The 19844-nt window shown below is 61.1% G+C and carries 22 protein-coding genes; 14 read left to right on the plus strand and 8 right to left on the minus strand.

The window, feature by feature from the left end; genetic code table 11:
• The first annotated feature begins 178 nt into the window (after positions 1 to 178).
• The 5 genes from rsxD to dtpA all read left to right on the plus strand — a co-directional run bounded on the left by rsxD (position 179) and on the right by dtpA (position 5358).
• Positions 179 to 1264 (plus strand): electron transport complex subunit RsxD, encoded by a 1086-nt coding sequence (gene rsxD, locus GF111_RS01055; RefSeq protein WP_048233608.1) that lies wholly within the window; start codon positions 179 to 181, stop codon positions 1262 to 1264.
• Positions 1265 to 1273: 9 nt separating this feature from the next.
• Positions 1274 to 1903: an electron transport complex subunit RsxG gene (gene rsxG, locus GF111_RS01060; RefSeq protein ID WP_038873085.1), complete on the plus strand. Its 630-nt coding sequence runs from the start codon at positions 1274 to 1276 to the stop codon at positions 1901 to 1903.
• Positions 1900 to 2598, plus strand: coding sequence for an electron transport complex subunit E (locus GF111_RS01065; RefSeq protein WP_038873082.1), 699 nt, complete (start codon positions 1900 to 1902; stop codon positions 2596 to 2598). Before rsxG ends, GF111_RS01065 begins: the two co-directional genes overlap by 4 nt.
• Positions 2598 to 3239 carry an endonuclease III gene (nth, locus tag GF111_RS01070; protein WP_019455952.1) on the plus strand — a complete coding sequence of 214 codons (642 nt, stop codon included), beginning with the start codon at positions 2598 to 2600 and terminating at the stop codon, positions 3237 to 3239. The genes GF111_RS01065 and nth overlap by 1 nt, the downstream gene beginning before the upstream one ends.
• A gap of 604 nt (positions 3240 to 3843) precedes the next feature.
• A complete protein-coding gene (gene dtpA / locus GF111_RS01075; RefSeq protein ID WP_038873079.1) occupies positions 3844 to 5358 on the plus strand; it encodes a dipeptide/tripeptide permease DtpA in 1515 nt (504 codons plus the stop codon).
• A 77-nt stretch (positions 5359 to 5435) separates the two neighbouring features.
• On the opposite strand, the gene GF111_RS01080 is transcribed toward dtpA, so the two are convergent.
• Positions 5436 to 7529 carry a prolyl oligopeptidase family protein gene (locus tag GF111_RS01080; protein ID WP_038874868.1) on the minus strand — a complete coding sequence of 698 codons (2094 nt, stop codon included), beginning with the start codon at positions 7527 to 7529 and terminating at the stop codon, positions 5436 to 5438.
• Between the two features lie 194 nt (positions 7530 to 7723).
• A complete protein-coding gene (locus GF111_RS01085) occupies positions 7724 to 8287 on the minus strand; it encodes a helix-turn-helix domain-containing protein (protein ID WP_038874865.1) in 564 nt (187 codons plus the stop codon).
• A gap of 115 nt (positions 8288 to 8402) precedes the next feature.
• Between GF111_RS01085 and GF111_RS01090 the strand changes: the two genes are divergently transcribed.
• The 3 genes from GF111_RS01090 to GF111_RS01100 all read left to right on the plus strand — a co-directional run bounded on the left by GF111_RS01090 (position 8403) and on the right by GF111_RS01100 (position 10870).
• A complete protein-coding gene (locus tag GF111_RS01090) occupies positions 8403 to 9590 on the plus strand; it encodes a benzoate/H(+) symporter BenE family transporter (protein WP_055312399.1) in 1188 nt (395 codons plus the stop codon).
• An 86-nt stretch (positions 9591 to 9676) separates the two neighbouring features.
• Complete coding sequence (locus tag GF111_RS01095) at positions 9677 to 10342, plus strand: O-methyltransferase (protein ID WP_147191111.1); 666 nt, start codon at positions 9677 to 9679, stop codon at positions 10340 to 10342.
• Positions 10343 to 10366: 24 nt separating this feature from the next.
• The gene (locus GF111_RS01100; RefSeq protein ID WP_038874856.1) at positions 10367 to 10870 is read left to right on the plus strand and encodes a cupin domain-containing protein; all 504 of its coding nucleotides are present in this window, start codon (positions 10367 to 10369) and stop codon (positions 10868 to 10870) included.
• On the opposite strand, the gene GF111_RS01105 is transcribed toward GF111_RS01100, so the two are convergent.
• The gene (locus tag GF111_RS01105) at positions 10835 to 11689 is read right to left on the minus strand and encodes an aminoglycoside phosphotransferase family protein (protein ID WP_038874853.1); all 855 of its coding nucleotides are present in this window, start codon (positions 11687 to 11689) and stop codon (positions 10835 to 10837) included. The two genes, GF111_RS01100 and GF111_RS01105, sit on opposite strands and share 36 nt — an antisense overlap.
• Positions 11690 to 11871: 182 nt before the next feature.
• Between GF111_RS01105 and GF111_RS01110 the strand changes: the two genes are divergently transcribed.
• A complete protein-coding gene (locus GF111_RS01110) occupies positions 11872 to 12252 on the plus strand; it encodes a RidA family protein (protein ID WP_038874872.1) in 381 nt (126 codons plus the stop codon).
• A gap of 7 nt (positions 12253 to 12259) precedes the next feature.
• On the opposite strand, the gene GF111_RS01115 is transcribed toward GF111_RS01110, so the two are convergent.
• Complete coding sequence (locus tag GF111_RS01115; protein ID WP_038874851.1) at positions 12260 to 12640, minus strand: nuclear transport factor 2 family protein; 381 nt, start codon at positions 12638 to 12640, stop codon at positions 12260 to 12262.
• A 276-nt stretch (positions 12641 to 12916) separates the two neighbouring features.
• Here GF111_RS01115 and GF111_RS01120 point away from each other — a divergent pair, with 276 nt between their 5' ends.
• Positions 12917 to 13186 carry a hypothetical protein gene (locus tag GF111_RS01120; protein ID WP_038874848.1) on the plus strand — a complete coding sequence of 90 codons (270 nt, stop codon included), beginning with the start codon at positions 12917 to 12919 and terminating at the stop codon, positions 13184 to 13186.
• Here the strand turns inward: GF111_RS01120 and GF111_RS01125 are convergent.
• Positions 13183 to 13575 carry a nuclear transport factor 2 family protein gene (locus GF111_RS01125; RefSeq protein WP_004938379.1) on the minus strand — a complete coding sequence of 131 codons (393 nt, stop codon included), beginning with the start codon at positions 13573 to 13575 and terminating at the stop codon, positions 13183 to 13185. The genes GF111_RS01120 and GF111_RS01125 overlap by 4 nt on opposite strands.
• Positions 13576 to 13776: 201 nt before the next feature.
• On the opposite strand from GF111_RS01125, the gene GF111_RS01130 reads away from it, so the two are divergent.
• From GF111_RS01130 to gstA, 4 genes are all read left to right on the plus strand, one after another.
• On the plus strand, positions 13777 to 14472 hold the full coding sequence (locus GF111_RS01130; RefSeq protein WP_147191109.1) for an HD domain-containing protein: 696 nt from the start codon (positions 13777 to 13779) through the stop codon (positions 14470 to 14472).
• Positions 14473 to 14567: 95 nt separating this feature from the next.
• Positions 14568 to 14831 (plus strand): DUF3811 domain-containing protein, encoded by a 264-nt coding sequence (locus tag GF111_RS01135; protein WP_033638398.1) that lies wholly within the window; start codon positions 14568 to 14570, stop codon positions 14829 to 14831.
• A gap of 361 nt (positions 14832 to 15192) precedes the next feature.
• Positions 15193 to 16077: a 4-hydroxy-tetrahydrodipicolinate synthase gene (gene dapA, locus GF111_RS01140; protein WP_147191107.1), complete on the plus strand. Its 885-nt coding sequence runs from the start codon at positions 15193 to 15195 to the stop codon at positions 16075 to 16077.
• A 92-nt stretch (positions 16078 to 16169) separates the two neighbouring features.
• Positions 16170 to 16775, plus strand: coding sequence for a glutathione transferase GstA (gene gstA / locus GF111_RS01145; protein ID WP_147191105.1), 606 nt, complete (start codon positions 16170 to 16172; stop codon positions 16773 to 16775).
• A 40-nt stretch (positions 16776 to 16815) separates the two neighbouring features.
• Here gstA and pdxY read toward each other — a convergent pair whose 3' ends face one another.
• The 3 genes from pdxY to pdxH form a co-directional block, all read right to left on the minus strand.
• Positions 16816 to 17676, minus strand: coding sequence for a pyridoxal kinase PdxY (gene pdxY, locus GF111_RS01150; RefSeq protein WP_038874839.1), 861 nt, complete (start codon positions 17674 to 17676; stop codon positions 16816 to 16818).
• A gap of 83 nt (positions 17677 to 17759) precedes the next feature.
• Complete coding sequence (gene tyrS / locus GF111_RS01155) at positions 17760 to 19034, minus strand: tyrosine--tRNA ligase (RefSeq protein ID WP_055312403.1); 1275 nt, start codon at positions 19032 to 19034, stop codon at positions 17760 to 17762.
• 139 nt (positions 19035 to 19173) lie between these two features.
• Positions 19174 to 19827 (minus strand): pyridoxamine 5'-phosphate oxidase, encoded by a 654-nt coding sequence (pdxH, locus tag GF111_RS01160; RefSeq protein WP_038874836.1) that lies wholly within the window; start codon positions 19825 to 19827, stop codon positions 19174 to 19176.
• Between the last annotated feature and the right edge of the window lie 17 nt (positions 19828 to 19844).

Here is a 19844-nt window from a genome sequence, read left to right on the forward strand (position 1 = left end):
AAAAAATCAAATTGCATTGCCCCGATCGCCGCGAATGCGAAAAGCTGAATACCCCTATTATTAAGGCGTATTACCCTCGCATCGAATCAGGTAGAATGCTCGGCTATCATTTTTGCCGCGCCTTCAGAACGGCGCATCGAAACTGCCGCAGGCGCGGCGCAGAAGGTATCGTTACTCTATGAAGTTCAGGCCGGTATCACCCACAGCCGCCAAAGGCTTACACATCGCCAGCTCGCCTTTCACCCACAACCAGCAAAGCACCAGTCGCATCATGCTGTGGGTTATGTTGGCGTGCATTCCCGGCATCGCGGCACAGATTTGGTTCTTCGGCTACGGCGTATTGATTCAGGTGGCGCTGGCGGCGATCGTCGCGCTGGCAGCGGAAGGCGCGATCCTCAAGCTGCGCAAGCTGCCGGTGCGCAGCCGGCTGGCGGATAACTCCGCCCTGCTGACCGCGCTGCTGCTCGGCATCAGCCTGCCGCCGCTGGCCCCCTGGTGGATGATCGTCATCGGTACTTTCTTCGCCATCGTCATCGCCAAGCAGCTGTACGGCGGCCTCGGGCAGAACCCGTTCAACCCGGCAATGGTCGGTTACGTGGTGTTGCTGATCTCCTTCCCGGTACAGATGACCAGCTGGCTGCCGCCGGATGAGCTGCGTGCCACCGCGCTGTCGCTCCACGACACGCTGCTGGCCATTTTCAGCGGCCATACCTCGCAAGGCGCGACGCTGCACGAACTGCAGATGGGCGTGGACGGCATCAGCCAGGCCACGCCGCTCGACGGCTTCAAAACCGGCCTGCGCAGCGGCCACAGCGTGGAACAGGTGCTGCAGCAGCCGCTGTTTGGCGGCGCCCTGGCCGGCATCGGCTGGCAGTGGGTCAACCTCGGCTTCCTGGCCGGCGGCCTGTTTATGCTGGCGCGCCGCCTGATCCATTGGCAGATCCCTTTCAGCATGTTGGCCGCCATCGCCTTCTGTTCCGGCCTGGCCTGGTGGATCGATCCGGCGCATCAGGCTTCGCCGCTGATCCACCTGTTCTCCGGCGCCAGCATGCTGGGCGCGTTCTTTATCGCCACCGATCCGGTCAGCGCCTCCACTACGCCGAAGGGCCGTTTGATCTACGGCGCGCTGATCGGCGTGCTGGTATGGCTGATCCGCGTCTATGGCGGCTACCCTGACGGCGTAGCCTTCGCCGTGCTGCTCGCCAACATCACCGTCCCGTTAATCGACCACTACACGCAGCCGCGCGTGTACGGCCATCGCTAAGGAGCCGCCATGCTGAATTCCATGAGAAAGCACGGCACCACGCTGGCGGTGTTCGCGGCGGTCACCACCGGCCTGACCGCCGTGGTCTACGCCCTGACGAAAACCACCATCGCCCATCAGGCGGCGCTGCAGCAAAAAGCGCTGCTCGATCAGGTGGTACCGCCGGAAAACTACGACAACGTCATGCAAAACGAATGCTTCCTGGTCAGCGATTCAGCGCTGGGCGACGGCGCACCGCACCGCTTGTACCTGGCGCGCAAAAACGGGCAACCGACCGCCGCCGCGCTGGAAACCACCGCGCCGGACGGCTACTCCGGGGCCATCAAGCTGCTGGTCGGCGCCGATTTCAACGGCACGGTGCTCGGCACCCGCGTGATTGAACACCACGAAACCCCGGGGCTGGGGGACAAAATCGAACTGCGCATTTCCGACTGGATTTCCTTCTTCAGCGGCAAGAAAATCGAAGGCCCGGACGATAAGCGCTGGGCGGTGAAGAAAGACGGCGGCATGTTCGACCAGTTCACCGGCGCCACCATCACCCCGCGAGCGGTGGTCAATGCGGTACGCCGCACGGCGTTGTATATGGAAACGCTGCCGCCTAAACTTGAAAGCTTACCTGCGTGTGGAGCCAGCGAATGAGTGAAGCCAAAGAATTGATCGTCCAGGGGCTGTGGAAAAACAACTCCGCCCTGGTGCAGCTGCTGGGCATGTGTCCGCTGCTGGCGGTGACCTCCACCGTCACCAATGCGCTCGGCCTGGGGCTGGCTACCACGCTGGTGCTGACGCTGACCAACGCCTCCATCTCCGCGGTGCGCCGCTGGGTGCCGAGCGAGGTGCGCATTCCTATCTACGTGATGATCATCGCCGCCGTGGTGAGCATCGTGCAGATGCTGATCAACGCCTATGCCTTCGGCCTGTATCAGTCGCTCGGCATCTTTATTCCGTTGATCGTGACCAACTGCATCGTGGTGGGCCGCGCCGAAGCGGTGGCCGCCAAGAAGCCGGTCGGCCTCTCGGCGCTGGACGGCATGGCCATCGGCCTCGGCGCTACCGGCGTGATGGTAACGCTGGGCTCGATGCGCGAACTGTTGGGCAACGGCACGCTGTTCGACGGCGCCGATCAGCTGCTGGGCGGCTGGGCCAAGTCGCTGCGCATCGAAGTGGTGCATTTCGACAGCCCCTTCCTGCTGGCGATGTTGCCGCCGGGCGCCTTTATCGGCCTGGGGCTGCTGCTGGCGGTCAAATATCTGATCGACGAAAAAATGAAGGCGCGCAAAGCCCGCGCCGTGGCGGTGGAACCGCTGCTGGAACAAGGACGTGCTGAGAAGGCCTGATGAACAAGCAGAAGCGACTGGAAATTCTGACCCGGCTGCGCGACAACAATCCGCACCCGACCACCGAGCTGGTGTATACCACGCCGTTTGAACTGCTGATTGCGGTGCTGCTGTCTGCGCAAGCCACCGACGTGAGCGTCAACAAAGCAACCGCCAAGCTTTATCCGGTCGCCAACACCCCCGCCGCCATGTTGGCGCTGGGGGTTGATGGCGTCAAGGAGTACATCAAGACCATCGGCCTGTTCAACAGCAAAGCCGAAAACGTGATCAAAACCTGCCGCATGCTGCTGGAGCTGCACGGCGGCGAAGTGCCGGAAGACCGTGCCGCGCTGGAAGCGTTGCCCGGCGTCGGCCGCAAGACCGCCAATGTGGTGCTCAATACCGCCTTCGGCTGGGCCACCATCGCCGTCGACACCCATATCTTCCGGGTGTGCAATCGCACCCACTTCGCGCCGGGCAAAAACGTCGATCAGGTGGAGGAGAAGCTGTTGAAGGTGGTGCCCGCCGAATTCAAGGTCGATTGCCACCACTGGCTGATCCTGCACGGCCGCTATACCTGCATCGCGCGCAAACCGCGCTGCGGCTCCTGCATTATCGAAGACCTGTGCGAGTATAAAGAAAAGGTTTATCCGGAGTCCTGAGTTTGTGGGGTGCGGCAAACCGTACCCCACCGCGCCCTTCCCCCCGCCAACGCCTCTTTTTTATCGGAAATGTGATATCGCGCAGCAGTAACCCCGGCGTTATCACGGTTTTCAGTGAAAAACTCAGTGCCGTGTTATTTTCAAGCGAAAAATTAGTCGAAAATTGCGGTGAACGTCACGCTTTCGGGATCACAAGGCGTTCACAAATGCCAGTCCCGTTTTCCTAAATTTCTATAATTTTACAAAACGCGCCATATACACAACATTCCAACGGATTAATAACCGTACATACACTGATGCGCTAAAAAATAGCAATTCAGCAGAATATATCCCTGCTTAAAATCCGTATAGCTTTTAATCAAAACAAAAAATCGGCAAACCATTAAAACCCGAAAGTTAATACTGCATAACATTTGCAACATCGAGGCATAATCCTGCGGGCGTTAAATGTAACCGAATATGACAAACTGCTTGCCACGTTGACAAAGATAGTGAACATTAACCGCCGTCCCCATCCTATAACAACGCAAAAGGATGCCGTTCCGCATCAACTTTTGTACTTTCCCGTCCTCCAAAGACGGGCTGCGAAAAAACAGAGGTACCAGTGTCAACAGCAAACAACCAACACCCGGAGAGCGTTAGCCTTAACGCGTTCAAACAACCGAAAGCGTTCTATCTGATCTTCTCGATCGAACTGTGGGAGCGTTTCGGCTATTACGGCCTGCAGGGCATCATGGCGGTTTATCTGGTCAAGATGCTCGGCATGAGCGAAGCCGACTCCATCACCCTGTTCTCTTCCTTCAGCGCCCTGGTATACGGCTTCGTCGCCATCGGCGGCTGGCTGGGCGACAAGGTGCTGGGCGCCAAACGCGTGATCGTGCTCGGCGCGCTGGTGCTGGCCGCCGGTTACGCCATGGTGGCTTACTCCGGCCACGACATCTTCTGGGTCTACATGGGGATGGCGACCATCGCCGTGGGCAGCGGCCTGTTCAAGGCCAACCCGTCCTCCCTGCTGTCCACCTGCTATGAGAAAGACGATCCGCGTATCGACGGCGCCTTCACCATGTACTACATGTCGGTGAACATCGGTTCCTTCTTCTCCATGCTGGCGACTCCGTGGCTGGCGGCAAAATACGGCTGGAGCGTGGCGTTCTCCCTGAGCGTGGTCGGCATGCTGATCACCCTGGTCAACTTTATGATGTGCCACAAGTGGGTGAAGGAAAACGGTTCCAAGCCTGACTTCAAGCCGCTGCATCTGCCGAAACTGCTGATGGTGCTGGTCGGCATCGTGGCGCTGATCGCCGTGTCCAGCTGGCTGCTGCACAACCAGGTGATTGCGCGCTGGGCGCTGGCCCTGGTTTCCGCCGGCATCGTATTGGTGTTCGCCAAGGAAACCTTCGCCCTGCACGGCGCCGCACGCCGCAAGATGATCGTCGCCTTCCTGCTGATGCTGGAAGCGGTGGTGTTCTTCGTGCTGTACAGCCAGATGCCAACCTCGCTGAACTTCTTCGCCATCCATAACGTGGAACACAGCATCTTCGGCGTCGCCTTCGAGCCGGAGCAGTATCAGGCGCTGAACCCGTTCTGGATCATGCTCGCCAGCCCGATTCTGGCCGCGCTGTATAACAAAATGGGCGATCGCCTGCCGATGCCGCACAAGTTCGCTTTCGGCATGATCCTCTGCTCCTGCGCCTTCCTGGTGCTGCCATGGGGCGCCAGCTTCGCCAACGAACAGGGCATCGTGTCGGTCAACTGGCTGATCCTGAGCTACGCGCTGCAGAGCATCGGCGAGCTGATGATTTCCGGCCTGGGTCTGGCGATGGTGGCACAGCTGGTGCCGCAGCGTCTGATGGGCTTCATCATGGGCTCCTGGTTCCTGACCACCGCCGCCGCCGCGCTGATCGCCGGTAAGGTTGCCGGTCTGACCGCCGTCCCGAGCGACATCAACGACGCGCACGCTTCGCTGGCCATCTACAGCCATGTGTTTATGCAGATCGGCATCGTCACCGCCGTCATCGCTATCCTGATGATGCTGACCGCGCCGAAGCTGTACCGCATGACGCTGGACACCACCGAAGACGCCAATCAGAAAGCGCAGGAAGCCACCGCGGCTCGCTGATCGCCGGCAGATTGAACGTAAATAAAAACACCGGGGTTAACGCCCCGGTGTTTTTTTTATGCCTGCAAGAAAAAGGCTTACGCTGACTTGGGTTTGCCGCTCAGGTTGGCCCACATGAATTCGCTTACCAGCGCGCTGTGGAACGCCGCCTGCTGCTTGTCGGCGGCGGCGCTGTGCCCGCCTTGCGTATTTTCATAGAAATAGGCCTGCTGATACCCCATCGCCTGCATGCGCGCGGCCATTTTGCGGGCGTGGGCCGGGTTGACCCGATCGTCGCTGGTCGCGGTATAGAACAGCACCGGCGGATAGGCCGTCTGCGCCTGAATGTTGTGGTACGGCGAGAAGGTCTTGATGTAGGCCCACTCCTCCGGCTTGCTCGGGTCACCGTATTCGGCGATCCACGACGCGCCGGCGGAAAGCCGGGTATAGCGCTGCATGTCCAGCAGCGGCACTTCGCAGACGATGCAGCCGAACAGCTGCGGATACAGCGTCAGCATATTGCCCACCAACAGGCCGCCGTTGCTGCCGCCGCGCGCCCCCAGATGCGGCGCCGAGGTCACCTTGCGTGTGATGAGATCTTCGGCCACGGCGGCAAAATCCTCGTAGGCACGATGGCGGTTCTGCTTGAGCGCCGCCTGGTGCCAGGCCGGGCCGTATTCGCCGCCACCGCGGATGTTGGCCACCACGTACACCCCGCCGCGCTCCAACCAGGCCGGCGCCTTGCCGCCGAGATAGCCCGGCAGCAGCGGCACTTCAAACCCGCCGTAGCCATACAGCAGCGTCGGCGTGCTGCCGTCCGGTTTGAGATCTTTGGCGGCAATCTGGAAATACGGCACGCGGGTGCCGTCCTTGGAACGCGCAAAATGCTGGCTCACCTGGTAGCCTGACGCGTCAAAATCCTGCGGCGCCTGTTTCAGCAGCGTCGCCTCACCGCCGTCGAGATTGCCCATGTACAGCGAAGTCGGCTGCAGGAACCCGCTGACGGTCAGGAAATAGGCGTTGCTCTCTTCGTCGATGCCGCCGGCGGAAATGGTGCTGATGGCGCCGGGGTTGCCCAGCGGGCGACGTTGCCAGCTGCCGCCCTGCGGCGTCAGCACTTCCAGCCGGTTGACCACGTTATCCATGATGCTGAGGATCAGATGATCGCGGGTGCCGCTGTAGCCGCTCAGCGCCTGCTCCGCCGTCGGGGTAAACAGCAGTTGCAGCTCGCGCTTGCCCGCCAGATAGTCATCGAAGTTGGCCGCCAGCAGCGCGCCGGACGGATAACGCTTGCCGCCCACCTCCCAGTCGCTGCTCGGTTTGATCAGTAGCCATTCCCGATGCGTGTCCAGCTCGGCGTCGGCCGGGATATCGATTTTTTTCTGCCGGCCGTCCTGCATCAGCAGGAAATAGTCGCGGCGATAGAAATCCAGGCTGCGGCCGACGAAATCGCGCTCAAAGCCCGGCGTGCGATCGTGATAGGCGAAGACCGCCATGTCCTCGGGCTGCGCTTCGTACAGCGTTTCGGCGGCGCTCAGCGGCGTGCCGCGCCGCCAGCGTTTGGCGATGCGCGCGTAACCGGATTGGGTCATCGATCCGGGGCCGAAATCGGTGGCGATGAACAGCGTGTCCCGATCGACCCAGGAGACCCGGCTTTTCGCCACCGGCACGTTGAAGCCGTCCTTGACGAAGCGTTTGGCCACCAGATCGAATTCGCGGATTTCGGTGGCGTCACCGCCGTCCGGCGACAGCTGCATCAGGCAATAGCGGTATTCCGGCGCCAGCGGTTGTGAGCCCTGATAGACCCAATCCTTGCCCTCCGCCTTACCCAACGCATCGATATCCAGCACCGTCTCCCAGGCCGGTTTGGCCTTGCGGTACTCGTCCAGCGTGGTGCGCCGCAGCAGGCCGCGCGGGTTGGCCTGATCCTGCCAGAAGTTGTAATAGTACTCGCCGCGCTTGCTCACCCACGGGATTTGGGTGTCTTTATTAAGGATATCCAACACCTCGCGCTCAATGCGCTGAAAGTCTTCGCCCTGACCGAAACGCGCCACGGTGCGTTGATTTTCCTGCTGCACCCATTGCAGCGCTTTTTTACCCTGCAGCTCTTCCAGCCACAGGAATTCATCGCCGGCGGCCGCGCCGCCTTCCGCCGCCATCGCCAGGCGGATACTGTTGGGTAATGAAGTCATCGCGAATACGGCTCCTGCGGTTTGCGCACTGAGTTTAATGAACTGACGTCGATTGGTGACCGGCAAAATCAAGCTCCTTTTGAGTCGACTGCAACGCCGCCCCGTCGTGGGCGACAGCCTGTGAAATAAGAGTCATTTTCAACAAGGTAGGCGTTTGGCGGCGCGGAGTCAAAGCCCACGGCCGCCGCGTTGAGTCAGGATTGAGGATAGTGGATCAGATCGTGGATACGCACCGTTTGTGAACTGGCGTTGCGGTAAGCGTGCGGCCGATCGGCCTGAAAGCGCATCGCCTCGCCGGCGGCCAGGCTGCGCCATTCGCCGTCTATCGCCAACTCCAACCGGCCGCTGATCACGATGACATGCTCGATCACGCCCGGCTCATGGGGCGACGACTCGCTGAGCGCGCCCGGCGCAAGATCGATGACGAACATATCGAAACCCAGCTGGCGATCGTAGGGAAACAGCGGCACCACGCGCATATCGGCGTTGTCCTGATCGTACACCGGCAGATCGCCGTAACGGTGCAGCGTCGCCTGCTGCTGCGCGGGGGAGGCCTCAAGAAAAGCGGAGAACGCCACGTTGAAACCGGTGGCGATCTTCCACAGCGTCGCCACCGTCGGGCTGGATTCGCCGCGTTCGATCTGCCCGAGCATCGCCTTGCTGACGCCGGTGTATTCCGCCGCCTGCGTCAGGCTCCAACCGCGCTGTGCGCGCAGCGTACGAAGGGTGTGTGCCAAATGGCCGGCAAGTTCCTGCATCCAGTTCTCCTCTGCGTGTCGAGCCCGATTATACCCGCTTGTGCGCTATAACGCACGGTGCTATGCTGATTTCTCAACGTGCGTTATAACGCACAATCACCGATTGGAGCCACTCATGCGCCCAGCCCTTTCCCTGCGCCATCTGACCCTGCCCGCCATCATGGCCGGCTTTGTCGCCGTTCTGGTGGGTTACACCAGCTCCGCCGCGATCATTTTCCAGGCCGCCGCCGCTGCGGGTGCCACGCCGGCGCAGATCGGCGGCTGGCTGAGCGCGCTGGGGATCGCGATGGGCGTCACCTCGCTCGGACTCTCGCTTTACTACCGTACCCCGATCCTCACCGCCTGGTCGACGCCCGGCGCGGCGCTGCTGGTCACCAGCCTGCCCGGCACCCCGATCAACGAGGCGATCGGCGTGTTTATCTTCGCTTCCGGTCTGATCTTGCTGTGCGGCGTCACCGGGCTGTTCGCCCGCCTGATGGACTACATTCCGCAGGCGATTTCCGCCGCGATGCTGGCGGGGATCTTGCTGCGTTTCGGTCTGGACGCCTTCGCTTCGCTGCAGCTCAATTTCCCTCTGAGCGCCGGCATGGGGCTGGCCTATCTGCTCAGCCGCCGTTATCAGCCGCGCTACGCCATCGTGCTGACGCTGGCGGCCGGGCTGGCGATCGCCGCGTTGCAGGGCAATATCCAGCTGACGCAGCATGTGCCGGCGTTCGCCATGCCGGAATTTACCGCGCCGCACTTCAGCTGGCCGACGCTGCTGGGCATCGGCGTACCCTTCTTCGTGGTGACCATGGCTTCGCAGAACGCTCCCGGCATCGCCACGCTGCAGGCGGCGGGCTACCGCGTGCCTACGTCACCGCTGATCGCCTGGACGGCGCTGACCGCGTTACTGCTGGCGCCGTTCGGCGGCTTCTCGGTGTGCATCGCCGCGATCACCGCCGCTATCTGCATGGGGCCGGACGTGCATCCCGATCCGCAGCGGCGCTATATGGGCGCGGTGGCCGCCGGCGGTTTCTACCTGCTGGCCGGGCTGTTCGGCGGCGCCATCGGTCTGCTGTTCAGCGCGTTGCCGGTCGCCCTGATCCACACCATCGCCGGGCTGGCGCTGCTCGGCACCATCGGCGGCAGCCTGCAGCGCGCGCTGCATGATGAGAAACAGCGCGACGCAGCGCTGATCGCCTTCCTCATCACCGCCTCCGGCGTCACATTACTGGGCATCGGTTCGGCCTTCTGGGGCATTGTCGGCGGCGCCATCGCCCATCTGCTGCTGTCGCTGCCGCGGCGAGGAACGGCAGCATGAGATGCCAAACGCACGCCGTGCATTGACAAGCTCGGCGGCGACGCCTTCACTTGGTGGGCACACTGCGTTTCCCGCACGAGGCCCGCATGAAAGAAAAGGAACAATGGTTCCAGGTCGATCGCTATATCGCAGACAGCCTGGTAGAACAAGATGATGCCCTGTTGCAGGCGCTGGCGACCAACGCCGCCGCCGGGCTGCCGGCGCATGATGTGGCGCCGAATCAGGGCAAACTGCTGCAGCTGTTCGCCCGCATGGTGAACACCAAACGCATTTTGGAAATCGGCACGTTGGGCGGCTACAGCACCATCTGGCTGGCGCGTGCGCTACCGGCGGGTGGCAAATTGATCACGCTGGAAGCGGATGAAAGCCACGCCGCCGTCGCCCGCCAGAATATCACTCGCGCCGGTCTCGACGGCCTGGTTGAGCTGCGCGTCGGCCCCGCCATGACTCACCTGCCGACGCTGCACACCCTGGCCCCCTTTGATCTCATCTTCATCGACGCCGACAAACCCAGCAACCCCGATTACCTGCGTTGGGCGCTTAAACTCGCGCGCCCAGGCACGGTGATTATCGGTGACAACGTGGTGCGCGATGGCGCAGTCACCGACGCCGCCAGTACGGACGCCCGTGTACAAGGCGTACGCGAGTTCTTCACGATGATGGCGCAGGAACCCCGCTTGACCGCCACCGCCTTGCAAACCGTGGGCAGCAAGGGCTGGGACGGATTTTCTCTGGCTATCGTCAATTTTTAAGTGACAATGTCACCAAGGAAGCCTATGACTGAGAAAGCCGCGCTGTTAGCTCAGCGCTTGATACGCAATGTCGAACGGGTAGATAAGCAACACGATCGGCGGCCGCCGCTGTATGACAGCGTCGGCGCTCGCCTCGGCACCGGCACCGCCGCCAACAAGCTGGGCGCCTCCTTCGATTGCGTGGCGCCGGGCATGCGTTCCTGCCCCTACCATTTTCACTACGCTCAGGAGGAAATGTTCATCATTCTGGAAGGCAGCGGTACGCTGCGGGTGGCCGGAGAAATGCTGCCGATCGTCAGCGGGGATGTCATCTTCATTCCGCCGGGCCCGGAATACCCGCACCAGATCATCAACACCTCCGATGCGCCGCTGAAGTACCTGTCCGTCAGCACGCGCGAGCAGCCGGAGCTGGTGATGTACCCGGATTCCGGCAAATACCAGGCGATGGCGCGCAGCGCAGACGGCGAGCAGGTACGCTACCTGCAGCGCCCTTCAACCTCGCTCGATTACTGGCAGGATGAACCCTGAATCGCCGTCCGGCAGCGGGAGATCCAATGCGCGCGCCGCCAGCTCGGCCACGCGGAAGTCGATATCCGCCGCCTGCCCGTCTTCCATAAACCAGGCGGCGGAGAGCCCCGACCAGGCCAGGATCCATTGCAGCAAGCGCCGGCGCTCCAGCCCGGCCAAGCGACAGACCTGTTCCACGCGCCGCTGGAAAATGGCCGGATCGGTGGCGATGCCGTAGTTGGGATTACAGAAGATATTGGCGTAATCGAAGCCCCGTTCGCCGTACAAACGCTTGGGATCGATCGCCAGCCAGCCGCGTTCGCCGAAGTCCAGCACGTTGTCATGGTGGATATCGCCGTGCAGCACGCTTTCTTCTCGCGGGCTGCTCAGCAGCTCCGCCGCCGCCGTGGCGCTGAGACGCAGCATGCCGCCGTGCGCCTGCGCCGCCGGCCACAGCGAGCTGAACCACGCCTGCAGCGGGATCAGCTCGGGCAACGGCGCGGCACGCGGCGCATGCAACGCGGCGATCGCCCGACAAAGGATCTGCGTGGCCTGCTCATCGTCGCCGTCACGCACCAGCTGCGCCAGCGAACCTTCACCCTGCGCGCGCTCCAGCAGAATACCGTCGTCGTGCCACGCCAGCACCTGCGCGGCGCCTTCCCCGCGCCACCAGCACATCAGCTGGCCGCCGAAGCGCTCTTCCTGTTCGCGGGCGATCTTCAACATAGCCGCCTCGCCCCGGTAACGCACAGGCATCAGCAAACTGCTGTGGGTTTCGAAGGCTTTGCCGTCCTGTTCCAGTTGCCAGCGTTGCAGGTAGGGAGTAAAAAGCGGGTTCATCGTCTCATGCGTCCTTGTGGCCGATCTGCGCCGCACTGTCACATTTGCGTGAGAGACGACGTATAAAATAAAGAGGGATGATACTCTCAAATATCATCGGTGTGCGGCGTCTGGCCGCCGTTTCCTCAGTATCCTAACCAAGTTTGTCGATTTTATTAACCGGTCTTGCGCGGGGTTTGATCATGACATCATTAAAACGCACGAATTATCCGCAGTTGCCCACGCCGGGCGGCCCCTATGTGCATGCGGTGCGCCACGGCGATCGCCTGTACGTGTCGGGATTGACGGCCTTCGCCACCGACGCGCAAGGCTTGAGCGCGCCAGAACAGACGCAGGAGATCCTCGAACAGCTGGCAACCATCGCCGCCAGCGAAGGCGTGAATCTCAAGGCATTGATTAAAATCAGCGTTTTCCTGACCGACATTGCCGATCTGGCGGGCGTGCGCCCGGTGCTGTTTGACTATTTCGATGGCGCGCTGCCGGCCTGTTCATTGGTGGCGGTCAGCGCGTTGTTCTCACCGCAGGTGTGCGTAGAGATAGAGGCGGTGATGGCGTTGCAATAATGCGCGGCTAGAGCGCGCCCTCATCCGGCACACAGGGGCCGATCTTGAACCAGGCTTTGGCGATCTGCCCCTGTTCCACTTCGTAGATGGCGATGACATCCATTTTGCCGCGCCCCTGCGGGAAGTTGCGCGTCACCACTTCCTGATCGACCACCATGTTCCCCACCGCCATGCGTTTTATCCGTTCGCCATACAGACTCGGCTCCTGGAAACGCACCAGATGCCGTTCGCGGATCGCCGCCTTGCCGCTGGCCAGCAGCGTGTCGGGATGCTCGTAATACTGCGCGTCGTCCGCCCAGCAGGCCATGAAGGCGTCGATGTCGCGGGCGTTATAGGCGTCAAGCTGTTGTTGAACCACATCCTGCGGGCGTGCCGTTTTATCGTTCATCACATCCTCCTGCCGAAGTTAACCGCCGCATGTATCGAACCCATCACGTTAACCGCCCAGTGCTGCAGCTTGATGACACGGCGAAAGTTGAATAAAAACCCAAAAATAGCGAATAAATAACCCACCACGCCCAATGAACAATTCAAGCACCCGCGCACAAATTTTCTGCGCCGCGCCAGGGGCGGTGAAAACCGCATGGCACCGCGCGTTAATCTTTGCGGCGGTGAGGGAAATTCTGCTAATTTAGCGTGAAAAGCCTGATGATAACGAAACGCTATGCAGCAAAAACAGGTGTTGGACGAAGCCAGACAGTTAAAGCGACTCAACGCCGCCACGCGGCGTCAATCCCATATGTATAAATGGATCGCGCTGATTGCGGCGCTGGATGCGCTGCTGGTATTTTGGTATGACCGGGATATGCGCAACGTCACCTTCTCGGGAGCGGTTGCGCTGGTGTGCGGCTATCTGTGGATCCGCGATCGCAACAAGGCCCGGGGTTACCGGCGCGAGTTCGACCGCAAATTCGGCAAGCGCAGCGGCGATTAAGGCTGCATCGCTTCCAACACTTTAGCGCTGTCGACAATCTGCACAAACTTCACGATTTTGCCGGCGCGCAGCGTATAAATATGCGCAAAAGAGGCGCTGAAGGATTTGCCGGTGGCCCGGTAGGTGCCGTGATAAAAACCTTGCGCGATCACATTGTCACCGGCGTCGTAAAAGTGGTCGACATCGGCGCGGTAGCCTTGCCATTCGCTGCCCAGGCGCTGATGCACATTCTTGATGATATTTTCCGGGCCGATATAGGTACCGGCGTAGGGGAAACCGGCGGCCTCGGTCCACTCGGCATCGGGGGCCAGCGCAGCCAGCAGATTACGGCCGTTTTCTTCGGAACTGCCTTCATAGGTTGCGCGCACTATCTCAAGAGGGGTTGGCATGTCTCTTCTCCAATGGCTGATGAGGGTATTCCGGCCATCCCCGCGGACACAGGCTCTCACCAAGCGGAGACGGCGGAATGCGGCTATTCTAGGTTGCTTGTTTCGCTGCAAAAACCGCAGTTATGACAATAGTGGGTTGCACTTTAGTAAACAATAGCCGTTTTACTGTCATTCTCCCGGCATCCGGCGCGGCTATGCTGATTGACCGATTTCCCCCAACAGGAGCTGAACGTGTCTTTACCCTCGCTGACGCAAGAGCTGTTACAACCTTTCTCCCCCTACCAGGCGCTGGCGCAAACGCTGCTGCCGCTGACCCTCGAGTCGGACGACGGTTCGCATGACGTCGCGCACCTGCACCGAGTCTGGAAGAACTGCCGCCGAATCAGCAAGCTGGAAGGCGGCGACCGCCGCATTCTCTGCGCGGCAGTGCTGCTGCACGACGCCGTCGCGGTGGAAAAAAACTCGCCGCAGCGTCATCTGGCCTCGCGCATGGCGGCGCAGCAGGCCACGCTGACGCTGACCCGACTGGAATGGGCGCCGGCGGATATCGCGGCGGTGGCCCATGCTATCGAAGCACACAGTTTTTCCGCCGGCATCCCCCCGCAAACGCTGGAGGCGAGGATCCTGCAGGACGCCGATCGTCTCGACGCCATTGGCCTGATCGGCGTGGCGCGCTGCTTCTATATCGGCGGCCGCATGCGCAGCGCGCTGTATGATGCCGCCGACCCGCGTGCCGAACATCGTCAATCCGACGACAAACGTTTCAGCCTGGATCACTTCGAAACCAAGCTGTTCAAACTGCAAGACAGCTTCCAGACCGCCGCCGGGCGGCACATGGCCGAGCTGCGCACCGAACGCATGCGACGCTTTGTCGACGATCTGCTGGAAGAGGTGTAACGTGGGCTTACCGGGCATTTTCGTTATGCCCATAACATTTTCGGTCACATAACACCGTTAAACTGAAAACCAACTTCACCGAACGGGCGGCACAGATGAAAAAGTTGACGTTGAAAGAGATGACGGAAAGCGAACAGCGGGAAGTTAAAACCGAACTGGACAAGGCACGCAAAAGTCACGGCAGGCCACTGACCAACGCCGAACAACACAAGGTCAAGGACGAGGTGGTGACGCGCATCATGGCCGCCAGAGCGAAACTCGCCAAGGCTGAGCGCGCGGAACGCAAGGCCAACCGCTACCGGCCGAGCGGCGACACCTTCAGTTGGTCCGCTACCATCGGCTCCCGCCCGCCGCGCTGAGCCGTCCAAACCCTCCCCGCCGCCGCGGGGATTTTTATTTATTAGCCAAACTCATCCTCGCTACCGAATCATGAATAACAATGTTATCAATCTGTTGTAAATTGACAGCCTGATGAAGACTATTCATTATCACCCCACTTCCCCTTTTCACGAGACTGCCATGGCCTACCCACGTAACGCTGACATGCTGATGACGCCCGCGTTGCCTATTGGCGGTTTGGCGGCGGTAAAATCGAAGAAACAGACGCTCATTTGACCGGGGCGAGCTGTCCCGTCAGATGAGCTGACTGGATGGCACGCAACGCCCCGCCTTCAATTTTCTCATCTGGCTTCTCTGTCGGTCACACAGAAGGAATATTTTATGGCCTCATTTTCGGGTATTTGGGTGGCGATGGTTACCCCTTTCAATCACGATGCCGTCGATCTGCCGGCGGTGAAACGCCTGGCGCGGCACCTGCTCGACGCCGGCATCGAGGGTCTGGTGGTCTGCGGCTCCACCGGTGAAGCCGCCGCGCTGAGCAAAGAAGAACAGCTGGCGGTGCTCGATGCCGTGCTGGAAGTGGCGCCCGACCATCAGGTGGTGATGGGCCTGTCCGGCAATAATATGGTCGCCACGCTGCAAATGCAGCAGGCCATTCAGCTGCGCGACATCGCCGGCGTGCTGATCCCGGCGCCTTACTACATCCGCCCTTCGCAATGCGGCCTGATCGACTATTTCACCCAGCTGGCCGACGCCTCAACCGTGCCGGTGATCCTGTACAACATTCCGCAGCGCACCGGCATCGCCATGGAGCTGGCCACGCTGCGCCGGCTCGCACGCCACCCGCGCATCGTCGCCATCAAGGACTGCGGCGGCAGCCCTGACGCCACCATGGCGCTGATCGCCGACGGCGAGATCGATGTGATGACCGGGGAAGACAATCTGATCCTCACCACGCTGTGCCTCGGCGGCACCGGTGCCATCTCCGCCGCGGCCCATGTTCACCCGGAACGCTTCGTTCAGCTGACGCAGCAGGTCGCCGCCGGCGATCTGGCCGCGGCGCGCAGCAACTTCTATGAGCTGCTGCCGATGATCCACCAGATGTTCAGCTTCCCCAATCCGGCGCCGGTCAAGACGGTGCTGGCCCAGCAGGGGCTGATCGCCAACGAGCTGCGCTCGCCGATGCAGGTGGCGCCGCAGGCGCTGCAGCAGCAGATCGCCGCAACGCTGGCGCAGCTGCAGCCCGCCGAGGCGATCATCGGTTAAATTTGTTAGCTAAGCCGCTGTAATTTTGGCGCTATGGGACTACGATGAGAGGTTAAGCATGCCCGTCATTCGTCATCAACAAGGAGCTTCCGATGAAACTGTTCTATAAAGCCGGCGCCTGTTCGCTGTCCCCGCATATCGTGCTGCGTGAGGCAGGGCTGGATTTTACGGCGGAGAAGGTCGACCTGGCGCAGAAGAAAACCGAGAGCGGCGCCGATTACCTCGCCATCAACCCCAAGGGACAGGTACCGGCGCTGCAGCTGGATGACGGCAGCCTGCTGACCGAGGGCGTGGCGATCGTGCAATACCTGGCGGACCGCGTGCCGGACCGCAACCTGATCCCGGCGGCGGGCACTCTGTCGCGCTACCACGCGATCGAATGGCTGAACTACATCGCCACCGAGCTGCACAAAGGATTCAGCCCGCTGTTCAATCCGAAAACGCCCGAGGAATATAAAACCATCGCGCGCGCCAAGCTGGAGCAGCAGTTCAGCTATCTGGATTCGGTGCTGGCGAAGCAGCACTTCCTGTTGGGAAGCCGTTTCAGCGTGGCTGACGCCTACCTGTTCACCGTGTTGCGTTGGGCGTTTGCCCTGCAGTTCGACGTGCGCAAGCACGCCCATCTGGCGGCCTGGTTCGATCGCGTTGCGGCGCGCCCGGCGGTAGATGCGGCGCTGAACGCCGAAGGATTGAAGTAAACATCGGGCCCCGGCGGCTGTCGCCGGGGCCGAATGCCACTTACAGTTTGACCGCTTTGAACTCGCTGCGCGGCTGCACGATCCGATCCTGCGCCGCCACCACCTGCAGTTCGTACTCGCCCATCTCCTGCGTGGTCAGCATCACCTCATACACGGCGGCGGTGACGTGCTCCAGCGCTTTATCCAGCGCCTCGCCCTTCAGCAGATCCACCAGCAGCAGACCGCTGGTCAAATCGCCGACGCCGACCGGCTGACGCGCGCCGAAGTCCACCAGCGGCCGGCTGATGTGCCAGGCCTCGTCCGCCGTCACCAGCAGCATTTCGAAACAGTCGGCGTGATAGCCGGCGCGGGCCAGATGCTTGACCAGCACCAGCCGCGGCCCTTTGGCGATCAGCGCGCGGGCGGCCTGCACCGCATCGGCCACGTCGGCGACGGCCATCTGGCTCAGCATCTCCAATTCCAGCAGGTTCGGCGCCATCATGTCGCTGCACGGCAGCGCCTGGCGGCAGTGAAACTCGGCCACGCCCGGTGCCACGATGCAGCCCTTTTCCGGATGCCCCATCACCGGATCGCAGAAATACCAGGCATTCGGGTTCGCCTGCTTAACCTGACGCACGATCTCCAGAATATGGTCGCCCTGCTCCGGCGAACCGATATAGCCACTCAACACCGCATCACAGCGTTTCAGCTGATCGATATTGGCGATGCCCTGCGCGATCTCGGTCAGGTGGCCGGCCGGCATGACGCAGCCGGTCCACTGACCGTATTGCGTATGGTTGGAGAACTGCACCGTGTTCAGCGGCCAGACGTTGACGCCCATGCGGCGCATCGGGAACTCCGCCGCACTGTTGCCAGCGTGACCAAACACCACGTGCGACTGGATAGAAAGAATGTTTTTCATCGACAGAACTCGTTCGGAATACGGCAGCCGGGCGGCTGCCCAAAAATAAAGGGGCCGCCAGGGCCCCTTACCGTCATTATTCGTTATTGCCAATCCACCAGGCAGTAGTGTTTCTTGCCGCGGCGCAGCAGCGTGTAGCGGCCGAACAGACGGTCTGAATCGCTGAAGCGGTATTCGGCATCGGACTGTTTCTCGCCGTTGATGGTCACCGCGTTGGAACCGATCATGGTGCGCGCCTGGCCGCGTGACGGCACCAGTTCGGCATTCACCAACGCCTGCTGCAGATCGGCGTCGCCATCCAGTTTGATGGTCGGCATGCCGTCCTGCGCCAGCTGGGCGAAGTCCGCTTCGGTCATGTCGTGCAGCGCGCCGGAGAACAGGCTCTGGGTGATGCGCTTCGCGGCCGCCAGGCCTTCCGCACCGTGCACCATGCCGGTCACTTCTTCCGCCAGCACGTACTGGGCGCGTGGCGCCTTGCCGCTGTTCTTGTCTTCTTCTTCCAGCGCGTTGATGTCTTCCAGGCTCATGAAGGTGAAGAACTTCAGGAAGCGGTAGACGTCGGCATCGGCGGTGTTGATCCAGAACTGGTAGAACTTGTACGGGCTGGTTTTTTCCGGCGCCAGCCAGACCGCGCCGCCTTCGGTTTTACCGAACTTGGTGCCGTCTGCTTTGGTAATCAACGGCACGGTCAGACCGAACACCTGCTTCTGGTGCTGGCGACGCGTCAGATCGATACCCGAAGTGATGTTGCCCCACTGATCGGAACCGCCGATCTGCAGCTCCACCTGGTGGCGGTTGTACAGCTCGGAGAAATCGAAGCCCTGCAGCAGGTTATAGGAAAACTCGGTGAAGGAGATGCCGGAGTCGTCGCGATTCAGGCGCTGCTTAACCGCTTCCTTATTGATCATCTGGTTGACGGAGAAGTGCTTGCCGATGTCACGCAGGAAGGTCAGCACGTTCATGCTGCCGAACCAGTCGTAGTTGTTGGCCGCGATAGCGCTGTTGCTGCCGCAGTCGAAATCGAGGAACGGAGAAACCTGTTTGCGGATTTTCTCAACCCACTCGTTCACCGTATCGGTGGTGTTCAGCTTGCGCTCCGCCGCTTTGAAGCTCGGATCGCCGATGAGGCCGGTGGCGCCGCCCACCAGCGCCACCGGCTTGTGGCCGGCCAGCTGGAAGCGCTTCAGGCACAACAGAGGAACCAGATGGCCCAAATGCAAGCTGTCAGCGGTCGGATCGAAACCGCAATACAGTGCAATTGGCCCTTGCGCCAGTCGCTCCGCTAACGCTTCCTCATCCGTAACCTGGGCAACGAGGCCCCGCTCTTGCAGTTGTTTAATCAAGTTGCTGCTTGCCATCAATGACTCCATGTATAAACGAATGCACCTTTGCCGGTACACGGCCTTTCGCCCAGTGGCGAAATAAAAAATTCAGGGTAGCGCATAGAATAAAGCGCCGGCGGCGTCAGCACCAGCGCTTAGAGGGGATTTTCCGTCTTCAGGGTGCCAGTCGGTCAATTTTCCAGTCATTCCCGTCCCGCTGATACAGGAAACGGTCATGCAGGCGATGGGCGCCGCCCTGCCAGAACTCGACGGAGTCGAATTTCACGCGGAATCCGCCCCAGAAACTCGGCAACGGCACCTCGCCCTGCTGGAACTTCTGCTTCAGCTCGAGGAATTTGCTTTCCAGCACGCCGCGCGCGGAAATGCGCGACGATTGCTGCGACACCCAGGCGCCGATCTGGCTGTCTTTCGGGCGACTGTTGAAATACTTCAGCACGTCGAGGGTCGACAGACGCTCCACCTGGCCGAGGAAAATCACCTGGCGATCGAGCATGTGCCAGGGGAACAGCAGGCTGATATGCGGGTTGTGCGCCAGCTGCTGCGCCTTGCGGCTACCGAGGTTGGTGTAGAACACCAGCCCCTGCTCATCGAAATGCTTGAGCAGCACAATGCGTTGATAAGGCTGGCCGTGTTCGTCGACGGTCGCGACGCACATGGCGGTAGGATCGGCCAGGCGGGCATCGCAGGCCTGTTTCAACCAACGCTCGAACAGTTCGAGCGGATTGGCGGTCAGATCGTGGCGGCGCAGGCCGCCTCGGGTGTATTCACGGCGCAGGTCCGCAACATCAAACTCATTCTTTTCAATCATCTGGGTTATCGACCAAC

This window comes from Serratia sp. HRI, assembly GCF_010119335.3.
GTDB classification, from domain to species: domain Bacteria; phylum Pseudomonadota; class Gammaproteobacteria; order Enterobacterales; family Enterobacteriaceae; genus Serratia; species Serratia nevei.